Below are 12,936 nucleotides of genomic sequence, written 5' to 3'. Positions count from 1 at the left end.
GGAGATCCGGTGGGCTTTTCAAACGTACGAAATCAGGCAGACGGGACTGAGGAATATTCCGTCGTCGTGATCGGCGCCGGCATGGGGGGCATCTACGCCCTCCACCGTTTTGCTGATCTGGGGCACGACGTCCACGGCTTTGAGGGAGCAGACGGCGTCGGGGGCGTCTGGTATCACAATGCCTACCCGGGTGCCCGCGTGGACTTGGAGAGTCACAGCTACTCCTTCATGTTTGATCCCGAACTTTACGCGGGATGGGACTGGAGCGAACGGTACGCAGCGCAACCCGAAATTCTCCGCTACCTGAACTACGTTGCGGACCGCCTCGATGTGCGCCGAAACCTTTCGCTAAGCACCTGGGTGACGTCGGCTGAGTGGCAGCCGCATGAGAACAAATACTTGATCAAGACCAATACGGGCCGGACAGTTTGGGCCCGCTACCTGGTCATGGCGACCGGACAGCTGTCAAAACCGCGGAAGCCGGACTTCCCGGGCCTGGATGATTTCCAAGGTGAATGGCATCAAACCGGCCATTGGCCCCAAACCCCGGTCGAGTTCGCCGGCAAGCGCGTCGCAGTCATAGGAACGGGCTCTTCAGGCGTGCAGGCCGCGACTGAGATTGCCAAGACTGCCGGCAAACTCTATGTACTGCAGAGGACCCCGAACTACTCGATCCCTGCACACAACGGCCCAGCGGATAGGAGGAAGAAGGCCCGGCTCAACAAGAAAGTCCTGCAACTGCGTGATGAGTCATACAATTCCCCAGTTGGCTACGTCATGCAGGGCTTTGCGGGCAAGGCTTCAGACTTCTCTGAGGAACAGCAACAGCAGATTCTCGAGTCCAGATGGGCGTTCGGGGGCCAGACTTTGCTCGGAACTTTCTCGGACCAGGGGACGAACATCGACGTTAATAATGTCGTTGCGGAATTTGTCCGCGGCAAGATCCGCGACATGATCGATGATCCGGAGACCGCGGAGAAGCTGATGCCAACCTCCTACCCAATCGGCATACGGCGCCTCTGCATCGACACCGGGTACTACTCGATCTTCAATCAAAGCAACGTCAGTCTGGTTGACTTGAGAAGTGATCCGGTGGAGCGCATCACCAAGACCGGGATCAAGACCCGGAACAATGAGTACGAGGTTGATCTCATCGTTTTTGCCCTCGGCTTCGAGGCCTTTACGGGAGCCCTGGACCAGGCCAACGTCCGCAATGAGCACGGCCAACAGCCCAGCGACCGGTGGAACCATAAGCCGCAGACCCATTTGGGGGTCATGACGCATGGATTCCCCAACCTGTTCATGCTTACCGGCCCGCAGAGCCCCAGTGTGCTTGCAAACTTCTTCGTGGGGAACAACCAACACGTTGATTTTGTGGCGGACATGATTGCTCACGCCGAAAAGAAGGGCGCTGTCCGCATTGAGGCCAGCCTTGAGGCAGAGCGGGAGTGGGGCGAGCACTGCAATGAGATCGCGGAGCCGCTCCTGCGCCGGGCCGTGGACAACTACATGGTCCACGTCAACAAATACGACGGCTCGCGCTATTTCATTCCGTATGCCGGCGGCTTCGACAAGTACGTCAAAAAGGTCCAGGAAGTTGTCTCCGATGACTACCGCGGCTTCGTGTTTTCGAAGGCCTTCGCACCTGGTAATGCAGGACAAACCGGGAATGAAAGCCGGAGCCGCGACGCGGTTCTCTCAGCAAAGTAGATAGACAGCCAACGGGCTCCCCGGAAGCCGGACTGGTCATCCAGTTCAGGCTTCCGGGGAGCCTTTTTGTCCCTGCGGACAGTGTTCGCCAAGGACATATCTTGGCGCAGTTTCCTTCCTTGTTGGCGCCGATGGCCATGCCGTTGCAGCCCCATCCGCTCATAGCGTTGATGGTGGGCAAACTACCAGGACATGAAGGAACAACCATGGACAACATACTCAAAGGCAAGACCGCAATCATTACCGGCGCAGGCTCAGGCATGGGTTTGGCAACCGCCCGCCTGTTTCATCAGCATGGCGCAAACATTGTCCTGGCGGACTTCTCCGGGGCCCAGGAGAAGACAGCAGTCGAGCTGGGAGACCGCACGGTGCCGATCCAGGCTGACATCTCAAACTCGGTAGACGCCAAGGCCATGGTCAGCTTGGCCGTCAGCGAATTCGGTGGACTCGACATCCTGTGCAATATCGCCGGAGCAAATGCCCCAATGGTGCAGCACCATGAGGCGCTGGAATCGGACTTCGACAAGATGATCAACGTGAATCTCCGGGGTGCTTTCCTCACGATGAAGTTTGCCATTCCGGCCATGTTGGAGCGCGGTGGGGGATCGATAGTCAACGTGGCTTCAGCCGCAGCCTTGATGGGAACGCCCTTGTATGGCAGCTACAGCGCCGCCAAGACCGGCCTCCTGGGATTGACCCGCACCATCGCGCTTGAATACGCGGCACAGAATATCCGCGCGAATTCCATCTGCCCAGGCCCCATCAGGACGCCAATGATGGAAGAAGCCCTCGCCGAAAACCCTGCCGCCGCCGACTACCTCATCAATATGGTTCCGGCACGTCGGGTCGGAACCGCAGAAGAAGTAGCGAATGCCGTCCTGTTCCTCGGCAGTGAGCAGTCTTCGTACATTACAGGCGTCGCACTGCCTATTGATGGCGGCCAGACCGCTGCGTAGCGGTTCCGGCGTATTCGGTCCAGGAGTGGTTCAAGAGCGACCGCTCGACACGGGCACCGAGAGGAAGGAAATCATGAGTCAAAAATTTATGACCCGGCCGAAGGTCAGCGCATTCGGCAACGACCCCTTGGTGGTGCGAAGCACGTTCGCGCAGTTTCCCTCCGGCGTTGCAGTGCTGGCGATTGAAGCCGGCAATGAGAAGCATGCACTCGTTGCGTCATCGTTCATGGTTGGAGTCTCGCTGGAACCGTGCCTGGTTGCGGTAGCTGTGCAGAAGTCATCGGAGACGTGGGAACAGATCAAGGACGCTGCCTCGCTCGGGGTTTCGATCTTTGGCAAGGGGCAAGGGCATCTGACCCGCAAGCTCGCAGGCAAGGACCGCGCCGCACGCTTTGAGCAGGTGGCAATCGACGTCGGTGAGGACGGGGCCGTGTTCATAGAAGACGCGGCATTGTGGCTCGAGTGCTCCATCCATGAGGTTTCAGAAGCCGGCGACCACTGGATGGCGCTGCTTGAGGTGAAGAAGCTCGGAGTTGGGGAAAACGAGCCGCTCATCTGGCACGGTGCAAAGTTCCGCGAGCTTGTTAACTCCCGGTCGATCGACGTCGTGTAGCGGCCTGGGCCGGTTGCTGCACGTGGGAGGAAAATATGAGCGCCATTGATGCGGTGTCCAGTGTCGAGTTTCCGTCACTCGCTGCGCATGACATCCCGGCGGACCGTACCGTAATAGCGGCCGTCGTGCAGTGGCGGGACAAAATTGCCCTGTTCAGAAGAAGCGGAAATCTTGGTCACGACTGCGGCCTTTGGCATTGCATCACCGGTTTTATGGAAGCCGGTGCCACGCCTGAACAACAGACCCTTGAAGAGTTATTTGAAGAAACCGGCCTGCAAGACAAAGATCTCCTGGCGCTCCTGCCGGGACCGGACGTGGTGGTGGCCGACGGTTTGGGGAATCCGTGGCTCATCCACACTTTCACCGCTGTGACGTCCCGCCGGCGACTGAAGATCAACTGGGAAAACGACGCCTACCGGTGGACCGCCCCGCACAAAGCCAAGCGGTTCGCCAATCGCGTGGCATGGCTGGATAACGTACTCGATGCAACCGGCCACGTCCCCAATCCACCACTCTCGAAAGAGGAATAGATATGACCACCCTTGGAATTATTGGCACCGGGAACATCGGTGCTGCCATCGCGCGTCTGGCCGTAAATGCCGGGATCCGTGTAGTGCTGTCGAACTCCCGCGGCCCGGAGACCCTAGCCGGCTTCGTCTCAGAGCTGGGACCCCTGGCTTCCGCCGGCACCGTCGAACAGGCCGCAGCGGCCGGAGACGTTGTGGTGCTGTCCGTGCCGCTCACGGCACACACCGCCGTTCCTGCCTCCCTCCTGGAAGGGAAAGCGGTGCTGGACACCACCAACTACTACCCGTTCCGGGATGGAAGGGTGGCTGAGCTCGACGAGGAAAGGCTCACTACGAGCGAGCTCGTCCTGCGGCATTTTCAAGGAGCCGGCCTGACGAAGGCATTTAATAACATCCTGGCGCACCACATTCCGCAGCTGGTGCGTCCCGCCGGCGCCTCCGATCGCACCGCCCTTCCGGTGGCGGGCGATGACATCTCTGCCAAAACCAAGGTAATGGGCGTCATCGAGCAACTGGGCTTCGACGCCGTGGACGCTGGCGCGTTGGCCGAAAGCTGGCGTTTCGAGCCGGAAGCCGCTGCCTACACCAGGCTTTACCTGGCAGACCCCGCAACCCCGGATGAAAGCATGATCGAAGCCCCGGCCGCGCCTGTGTCGGCTGAGCGTCTGGGCGAGGCCCTGAAGCGGGCCGAACCAGTGCGGGTCGCCGCACGCACGTTCTAAAAACCCCAACGAGTGTAGTCAAAGAAGCTGCCTGACGTTTGAAGTAGAAAGTCTGGATATATGTCGCTCACCGATGCTCAACTAACTGAGTTGTATGACAAGCAAGCCCTCCACGACAATCTGATGTTGTACGCGAGGGGCGCGGACCGGCACGACCGTGAGCTGATGAAATCCACCTACTGGCCTGATTCATTCGATGATCACGGCAGCTACGTCGGAAACGGCCATGGGTGGGCCGATGCAGCCATGACCTGGCACGACAAGATCCACAGCTGCAGCCACCATATCTCCAATGTCTTGTCCGAGATCGACGGCAACCGGGCGAAGCGCGAAAGCATGTTCATCTGCGTGGTCCCCTTCAAAGAGCCCGAAGTAACAATGTTCCAGGCAGGCCGCTACCGCGATCTGTGCGAGAAGCGCGACGGCGTGTGGAAGATCCTTCATCGGACCTGCGTCTGGGACTGGATCGACGTCCGGCCCATCAACTCGGATTGGGACGTCGTAAATGTCCCTCGTGTCTCACACTGGGGAGCTTGGCATCCGGAGGACCCGATCTACCTGGACTGGGTGGACAGCCCGCCCACAGACTTCTCGCGGTAGTCACCGCATGTGCCGCGGCTGTCTTCTCTGAACCAACCTTGTCTGGCCCAGCACCAGAGCGCCTGCCGGCTCCCTCTATCGGGGCCGGCAGGCGCTTTTGGTGTGTCTTCCGGCGTTTAGTGGGCGTAGGGGTCGGCGATGCCGATGTATTGGGTGGTGGTGTATTCGTTGATGCCTTCGGAGCCGCCTTCGCGTCCGAGGCCTGATTGCTTGACCCCGCCAAAGGGTGCTGCGGCGTTGGAGATGACGCCGGCGTTGAAGCCGACCATGCCGAACTCGATCTGCTCCGCAACCCGGAGGAGCCGGTTGAAGTTGCGGCTGTAGAGGTAGGACGCGAGCCCGTACTCGGAGGCGTTGGCTAACCGGATGGCGTCCTCTTCGCTAGTGAAGGTGGTGACGGGGGCGACGGGTCCGAAGATCTCCTGGCCCAGAATCGCTGCGTCATTAGGAATATCCGCCAGGACGGTGGGCTGGTAGAAGTAGCCGGGTCCGTCCACGGGCGCACCGCCTGTAACTGCAACGGCTCCGGCGTCGACGGCGGCACTCACCAAGGCGTGGACGTCCTCCCGGGCGCCGGCGTCGATCAGCGGACCGACCTGCGTGCCGGGGTCGGTGCCGCGGCCTGTCACCAAAGCGCCCATAGCGGCGGCGAACTTGGCCGTGAACTCCGCAGCGACTGAGGAATGGACGAGGAACCGGTTCGCGGCGGTGCAGGCTTCGCCCATGTTCCGCATCTTCGCCGCCATCGCGCCTTCCACGGCGGCGTCGAGGTCTGCGTCGTCGAACACGATGAACGGGGCGTTCCCGCCGAGCTCCATCGAGGTGCGGAGGACGTTCTGTGCGGCGTCGGCCATGAGCCGCTTCCCGACGGGGGTGGATCCGGTGAAGGAGACCTTCCGCAGCCGGGAGTCCTTCAGCAGCGGCCCGGAGATCCCGGACGCGCTGGAGGATGCGACGACGTTCAGGACTCCGGCGGGCAGGCCGGCGTCGAGCATGGTCTTCGCGAAGTACTGGGCCGTCAGGGGTGTGAGTTTGGCGGGTTTGAGGACCATGGTGCAGCCGGCCGCGACGGGGGGCGACTTTGCGGGTGGCCATGGCCAGGGGGAAGTTCCAGGGCGTGATGAGCAGGCAGGGTCCGACGGGTTTGTGTTGGACCAGGATCTTGTTTTTGCCTTCGGGGGTGGTGAGGTAGCGGCCGTAGTCGCGGACGGTTTCTTCGGAGAACCAGCGCAGGAACTCGGCCCCGTAGGTGACTTCGCCGCGTGCTTCGGGCAGGGGTTTGCCCATTTCCAGGGTCATCAGCATGGCGAAGTCCTCGGCCCGTTCTGTAACCAAGTCGAAGGCGCGGCGGAGGATCTCGGCCCGGGTCCGGGGCGCGGTCCGTGCCCAGGAGGACTGGGCGGCGTCGGCGGCGTCCAACGCGGCGATCGCGTCGGCACTGGTGGCGGAAGCGAGGGTAGCGAGCACCTCCCCGGTGGCGGGATCGTGCACATCGAACGTGCCGCCGTCGGACGCGTCCCGCCATTGCCCACCAATCAACAAACCGGTAGGCACGGACGCGAGGAGCGCAGCTTCACGTTGAGATGAAACAGCAGGGGAAAGCGCAGAAACAGTCATGAAGGGAAGTCCTTAACGTGAGGGTTGGAGCGGCTCAAGTGAGCCGATGGCTGATGGGTGGCTAGTAGGCTTTGACTCTCTGCTCAACCACCAGATGGATGAGCGCAAATAGGCGGTCCTCGTCTATGGCTTTCAGCGCCGCCTTGATGGCTGCAGGAACGTCAGCATCAAGTTCCACCTTGATCCCGAAGCCGCCGAAGGCCTGCGCCATGAGCGCGAATTCCGGGTTCTTCAACTGGGTCCCTGACACCCGTTCCGGGTAGTGACGTTCCTGGTGGGTGCGGATGGTGCCGTACTCCTGGTTGTCCATGACGATGACCAAGGGAGTGGCGCCGTATTGGGCGGCTGTCGCGAGTTCCTGGCCGTTCATCAGGAATTCGCCGTCACCGGCAATGGTCACCACACGCCGACTTGGGTATTCCAGGGATGCGGCGATAGCGGAGGGGACGGAGTAGCCCATGGAGCCGTTCCGGGCACTGATCATCGAGGCATAACGTTGGGTGGGGAAGTAGCGGTGGGCCCAGTTGGTGTGCTCCCCGGCGCCGAGGGTCACCATGGCGTCAGCAGGTAGCGTGGGGACGAGGTTGGCCATCAGGGTGTCCATCCGTGCCGGACCGGCGGATGGCGTCGCCGAGGGCAGGCTGGCGAAGGCCTCCTGCTCCCTGCGCATTTTCGACGTCCAGTTCACCCATTCATCCTTGACAGGAAGATCGATCTTGGCCAGGTCACGGATAAAGACGTCCGGCTTGGCCAGGATTTGATAGGAAACCGGACCTGAGCGGCCACGGAGCGAGGGATCGATGGTGACAAGGAAGTTCTTTTTTGCCCAGTCCTGGCGGCAGAGGAATCCATTGGTAATAACATCCCCGGGAACCGTGCCCACAAAGATCAGCAGGTCGGTTTCTTCCAGCAGATCATAGGTGGGGCGGGGCCGGCCGTAGCCGATGGGGCCAACGTAGGAGGCCGAATCGAAGGGGATGGTGCCTTCGGTGCGCCATTCGGCCGCGGCCGGGATGTGATGCTTTTCCAGCCAGCGTGTGAGCTGGTCGGCGCCTTCCTGGGTCCAGTCATTCCCACCCGTCACAAACAGTGGCTTGCTGGATGCGGCCAGGGCATCGGCCAGCGCGGACGCGTCCACGGTGGTCATTCCGCCGGTGGCGACAGGAATGGCTGGATGGAGTTCCGCGGGGATCTGCTGGCGGATAACGTCTTCGGGAAGGCCGACGACGACAGGCCCCGGCCGTCCGCTCATCGCCGCGAACAAGGCTTCGGCAACGATTTCGGAAGCGCGTGCCGCGTGGTCCAGGACCATCACACGCTTCGCGCCCGTATCGAACCAGGCTTTGATATCGAATTCCTGGAAGGCCTCGCGGTCCCTATGGGCGAAGGGGATCAGCCCCACGAACAGAACCATGGGCGTTGAGTCCTGCCATGCTGTATGCAGTCCAACATGGGCATTGGCGGCGCCGGGTCCACGGGTAACCATCGCGATCCCGGGCAGCTGGTTCATTTTCCCATCAGCCTCGGCCATGTATGTGGCACCACCCTCATGGCGGCAAACGATGGTTTCGATGGGGGAGCCGTGGAGCCCGTCAAGAACGTCAAGGAAGCTCTCACCCGGCACCACATGCGCCCGCTTGATGCCATGGGCGGCCAGCGTATCAACGATGACGTGGCCAGCGGATTTGAGGGATGGCTGCAGCAGGGCCCCTTGCAATTCGTCTTGCTCGGCTGTTACTTGAGTCATGGATAGGACCTTTTCGCTGGATGCCGCGTCTTTGCGCAACACGATTCAGTTGGTGGATGGGACTACAGGAGAATGCTGAGGGGGTTCTCTATGCGCGCCTTGAATGCTGCCAGCAACTGGGCTGCCACCGCGCCGTCGATAACACGGTGGTCTGCGGAGAGGGTGCAGCTCATGACCGTGGCAACTGTCAACTGGCCGGAGCGCACCACGGCGCGCTGTTCCGCCGCACCGACGGCCAGGATCCCTGCCTGGGGCGGGTTCAGGATGGCCGAGAACTCACGTGTTCCGTACATTCCCAGATTCGTGAGGCTGAAGGACCCGCCGTCGAGTTCTTGCTGCCGGATCCGGCCGGCGGCGGCACGTTCTTTGTAGTCACCCATCAGCCTGCCCACAGAGCCGAGGGAGAGGTTTTCCAGGCCGCGGACCACCGGTGTCAGCAGGCCGTCCGTGGTCGCGATGGCTACAGAGACATCCACTGTGGAATAACGGCGGATGGCTTCACCTTGCCAGGAAGCATTTGCAGCGGGCACATCCACGAGGGCGCCTCCCAGGGCTTTCAGAACGAGGTCGTTGACGGTCGTTTTCTGTCCCTGGGCGGGCATGTCCTGATTGATCTGTTTGCGTAAGGCCAGGAGCGCGTCCATTTCGACGTCAATGGAGACATAGAAATGGGGAACGCTGGTCTTCGACTCGGTCAGCCGCCTGGCGATGGCCTTGCGCATGCCGGAGAGTGGTACGTCCTGGAAGTTTTGCGCTCCCGTTTGCCATGAAGCCATTGGGGGAGCGGGTTCTTCCGCCTCGGGGACGGGCTGTGAGCTCACTGCTTGATGCCTTCCGGCAGCTTCAACGTCCCCTCGCAGGATCCTGCCGTTGGGTCCGGAGCCCTCCAATGCTGAGAGGTCTATCCCCATTTCTTTTTGCGAGCTTTCGGGCCAGGGGTGACCCGAAGATGCGCGAGCCCGGTCCTCGATTCTTGCTGGACGCTTCAGGGCTTGAGTCCGGAGCCCCACGCCGCGGATCCCGGGTTGTTGGGGCTTCAGTGTCCGCCGGAACAAGATGCTCTGAAAGGCTGTGCGAGGCGCCGCCAGCGGAGGCGATCTCATTGTCTATTGACGCCTCGTCTTCCCCGGCTTCCACGAGCACGGCAATGGGCTCACCGACACCCACTGAAGTTCCCGGCTGTACTAACAGCCTTCCGATGGTGCCCGGAAACTCAGCCTGTAGTTCAACAGTGGCCTTTTCAGTCTCGATCTCGGCGATGGGCTGTCCAGCGGCGATGGTGTCGCCTATTTTCACGAGCCAATCCTGGAGGGCTGCTTCGGTGGCGTCTGCGACGACGGCCGGCATGGTGATGATGGTTGCCATGGTGAATATCCTTTGATGGGAGCCGGTTCAGGAACGGCCGAGGTTGCGGGCTATTTCGTCAAAGCCGGCAAGGACGTCGTCGATATCGGCATTGGCGGCAGCCTCAAGGACTTTCGATATGCTCGGCGCCGCTTCCCTGCCCGTAACTCTTTGGACGGGCTGGTCGAGGTAGTCGAAGAATCTGCGCTGGATTTCGTCGGACAGCCAACCGCCGTATGATGTGCCGCGGGCACCCTGCTCGACGATCAGGACGTTGTTGGTTTTCTTTATGGAGGCACCGATGGTTTCCCAGTCCAGGGATGCCCGGTCAAGCCACCGGAGATCAATGATTTCGGGATCGAGATCCATTCGCTGCCCGGCAGCCCGGAGGGAAACGTCCACCATGTTCAGGTAGCTCAGTACGGTGACGCCTTCGCCTGCGCGACGCACGGCAGCCTTGCCAACGGGCAACTGGTAGTCGAGATTTCCAGCGGGTATGTCTCCCTTGGTCCCGTAGAGGTCGACGTGCTCAAGCACAAGCACCGGGTCCTGGAGTTCCAGCGCAGTATTCATCAGGCCGATGTAGTCGTGCGGAGTTGACGGCGCTACGATTCGCCAGCCCGGGTTGTTGGCGAAGATACCTGCCGGGTCCATGGAATGCTGGGAGCCATAGCCAGCTCCCATTGCAACCTTGGAGCGCAGAACCACGGGCATCGCAGACTGGCCGCCGAACATGTGCCGCGCCTTGCCGATCTGATTAAATATCTGGTCAGCCGCGACCCACAGGAAGTCCGAATACATGAACTCAACAACTGGTTTGTAGCGCCCTGTCATGGACAGGCCGCCTGCGAGGCCCGCGAAGGCGTTCTCACTAATGGGTGTACCAAGGACCCGATCGGGGTAGGCGTCCTTCAGCCCGCGGGTGGCCCCGTTGGTGCCCCCCTTGAGCCGGTGAACGTCCTCGCCCAGGACCAGCACACCCGGGTCAACGTCCATCCGGCGCCCCAATACATCTGCAATTGCATCTACGAAGCGGCGCTGCTCGGTGCCGGTTTCGGTGCCTTCTCCGGAGGTTGATCCTGTCAGCACAGGTTCGCTCCTGATGTCCGTGTCCACCCCTGTGGGATCGGGCCAAAGCGTCGGGCGGATGCGGCGGGCGCCTTTGGTGCTTTCCGGGTCCTTCTCCGTAATTCCGTCTACAATCCGGGTGATGTGTTCTGTGATGTGCGAGGTGAGATCGCTCAGTTGTTCATCGGTGAGGAGTCCGCGCCGGGTCATCTCGACGGCCAGCTTGGCCAGCGGGTCGCGATCACGCCACTGCTTCTCCTCCTCCTTGCTCCGGTAGCCGAAGGCACTGCCCGGGAAGGGGCCGTTCTGATGGAAATAGCGGTAGGTTTCCGCCTCGATGAGCGTTGCGCCCTTGCCTGCGCGCATATGATCCACGGCTGCCTTCTGGGCAAGATAGACCGCGAGGGGATCCATCCCGTCCACGCGCCAGGATCTGATTCCGAAGCCAGGGCCACGAGCCGCCAGCCGAGGTTCACCGGTCACGTCGGCAACATGGGTCGAAACGGCATACAGGTTGTTCTCAATGTAGAAGCACAGTGGCAAGCGCCAGGCAGCGGCAAGATTCAGCGTCTCCAATGTCGAGCCTATGTTTGAGGCGCCATCGCCGAAATAGGTCACCGTGACGCCCATGCCGCCTGCCGGCCCGCCGCCGTCGTGGACTTCTGCGTCATGGCGCTGTGCCCAGGCATTGCCTGCGGCAAGCGGCACTCCGCCACCCACGATCGCGTTCGTACCCAGCGCTCCGGCATCAAGCCACTGCAGATGCATTGAGCCGCCCCGACCACCGCTGAAACCGGCTTTGAGACCCAAAATCTCGGACATCGTTCGTCGGATGAACTCCGTGACTTGGTCGTTCTTTATCCCGTCGATGATCGACATGCCGTTCGGGGACAGGTAAGCAAGACCCTTTGCCAGGAATTGGTGATGGCCTCGGTGCGTGCCGTTGACGCCGTCGGCGCCCCTCAGCGCCAGAATGGATCCCACGGCGGCACCCTCCTGACCGATGCTGGAGTGGGCGGGGCCGTGTACGAGGCCCTCACCTGCCAGCTGCAGGACAATTTCTTCGAAAATTCGAATGGTGTGCATCTGCACCAGCATGGATTCGAGCAGCTCCGGAGCTGCTTCATCCCAGTCTTTACGGGTTGTCCGCAGCTCTGTGCACTCTGTCGAGTAGGTCAAAGGCGTGGTGGTTGACATCTATGGCTCCCAGGTGGCGAACGTGAAATGGCTTTGAGGCGTTCGTACAACCATAGAGGGGCGAATGGATCCAATGCAATGCATACGACCACGTTTTTCACGCCAAACATCATCGAATGGATCCATTGCCGCTGAGTCCGTATGCTGTAGCTATGGCCATCGAAGCTGTTCTGTTGAAGAAGTCGGGTGCTGCAAGTCAGCGCATCGCAAACGAATTGAGTCAGAGGATTCTCGACGGCGATCTCGCACCTGGCACGAGGATCCGCCAGGAGCAGATTGCGGAAGAGTTTGGCGTGAGCAGGCTGCCGATTCGGGAAGCGTTGCGCATTCTTGAATCGCATGGTCTCGTCACGCTGGTCGCCTCCTCGGGTGCCTGGGTCAGCTCAATGAACCTCGCTGAGTGCCAGGAGACGTATCTGATTCGCGAACGAATTGAGCCGCTTGCGTTGGGGCAGGCCATTGACAGCGTCAGTGCCGAAACCATGGATCGGCTCAGCGAGCTGGCGGAGCAGATGGAAAATTGCACGGTGGTGGAGGACTTCGTTGAACTCGACCGGGAGTTCCACCTGTTGAGTTTTCAGGATGCGGGCATGCCAACCTTGTTGGAGATGGTCGAGAGACTCTGGAATACCACCCAGCATTATCGGCGCGCGTACGTACAGCTGATCGGTCCCGAGGGGCTCGGAGACACGAATTTGGAGCATCGGCTCCTCGTGGCAGCAATCCGCCGGCGTGACATCCGCTCTGCAGAGGAACTGCTGGCGATGCACGTCCGCAAAACCCGCATTGCGCTGCTTGATCACCCAGAGATATTTGATCGCTAGAGACATACGGC

The 12,936-nt window shown here is 61.0% G+C and carries 10 protein-coding genes and 2 pseudogenes; 7 read left to right on the top strand and 5 right to left on the bottom strand.

Going from position 1 to position 12,936, the window contains the following annotated elements; all coding sequences use genetic code 11:
• Positions 1 to 9 precede the first annotated feature (9 nt).
• From ACTAQJ_RS04515 to ACTAQJ_RS04490, 6 genes are all read left to right on the top strand, one after another.
• Entirely contained in the window at positions 10 to 1,710 is a 1,701-nt protein-coding gene (locus tag ACTAQJ_RS04515; protein ID WP_498701023.1) for a flavin-containing monooxygenase, read from the top strand.
• 206 nt (positions 1,711 to 1,916) lie between these two features.
• Complete coding sequence (locus ACTAQJ_RS04510; protein ID WP_498701021.1) at positions 1,917 to 2,666, top strand: SDR family NAD(P)-dependent oxidoreductase; 750 nt, start codon at positions 1,917 to 1,919, stop codon at positions 2,664 to 2,666.
• 73 nt (positions 2,667 to 2,739) lie between these two features.
• Positions 2,740 to 3,279, top strand: coding sequence for a flavin reductase family protein (locus ACTAQJ_RS04505; RefSeq protein WP_498701018.1), 540 nt, complete (start codon positions 2,740 to 2,742; stop codon positions 3,277 to 3,279).
• 35 nt (positions 3,280 to 3,314) lie between these two features.
• On the top strand, positions 3,315 to 3,809 hold the full coding sequence (locus tag ACTAQJ_RS04500) for an NUDIX domain-containing protein (protein WP_498701017.1): 495 nt from the start codon (positions 3,315 to 3,317) through the stop codon (positions 3,807 to 3,809).
• 2 nt (positions 3,810 to 3,811) lie between these two features.
• A complete protein-coding gene (locus ACTAQJ_RS04495) occupies positions 3,812 to 4,528 on the top strand; it encodes an NADPH-dependent F420 reductase (RefSeq protein WP_498701015.1) in 717 nt (238 codons plus the stop codon).
• A gap of 60 nt (positions 4,529 to 4,588) precedes the next feature.
• Positions 4,589 to 5,128, top strand: coding sequence for a nuclear transport factor 2 family protein (locus ACTAQJ_RS04490; RefSeq protein ID WP_498701012.1), 540 nt, complete (start codon positions 4,589 to 4,591; stop codon positions 5,126 to 5,128).
• 116 nt (positions 5,129 to 5,244) lie between these two features.
• Here the strand turns inward: ACTAQJ_RS04490 and ACTAQJ_RS04485 are convergent.
• The 5 genes and pseudogenes from ACTAQJ_RS04485 to ACTAQJ_RS04465 form a co-directional block, all read right to left on the bottom strand.
• Positions 5,245 to 6,745: pseudogene (locus tag ACTAQJ_RS04485) on the bottom strand (NAD-dependent succinate-semialdehyde dehydrogenase).
• Between the two features lie 61 nt (positions 6,746 to 6,806).
• Positions 6,807 to 8,492, bottom strand: coding sequence for a thiamine pyrophosphate-dependent enzyme (locus tag ACTAQJ_RS04480; RefSeq protein ID WP_498701011.1), 1,686 nt, complete (start codon positions 8,490 to 8,492; stop codon positions 6,807 to 6,809).
• A gap of 62 nt (positions 8,493 to 8,554) precedes the next feature.
• Positions 8,555 to 9,313, bottom strand: a complete 759-nt coding sequence (locus tag ACTAQJ_RS04475; RefSeq protein WP_498702150.1) for a 2-oxo acid dehydrogenase subunit E2 — start codon at positions 9,311 to 9,313, stop codon at positions 8,555 to 8,557.
• Positions 9,314 to 9,689: 376 nt separating this feature from the next.
• Positions 9,690 to 9,839 (bottom strand): annotated as a pseudogene (locus ACTAQJ_RS04470) (lipoyl domain-containing protein); the annotation flags it as partial.
• 45 nt (positions 9,840 to 9,884) lie between these two features.
• The gene (locus tag ACTAQJ_RS04465; protein ID WP_498701009.1) at positions 9,885 to 12,101 is read right to left on the bottom strand and encodes an alpha-ketoacid dehydrogenase subunit alpha/beta; all 2,217 of its coding nucleotides are present in this window, start codon (positions 12,099 to 12,101) and stop codon (positions 9,885 to 9,887) included.
• A gap of 152 nt (positions 12,102 to 12,253) precedes the next feature.
• Here ACTAQJ_RS04465 and ACTAQJ_RS04460 point away from each other — a divergent pair, with 152 nt between their 5' ends.
• Positions 12,254 to 12,925 (top strand): GntR family transcriptional regulator, encoded by a 672-nt coding sequence (locus ACTAQJ_RS04460; protein WP_431115068.1) that lies wholly within the window; start codon positions 12,254 to 12,256, stop codon positions 12,923 to 12,925.
• Positions 12,926 to 12,936 lie beyond the last annotated feature (11 nt).

The sequence above is a fragment of the Arthrobacter sp. alpha11c genome (assembly GCF_054149985.1).
This window is presented reverse-complemented; position numbering and strand designations above follow the sequence as displayed.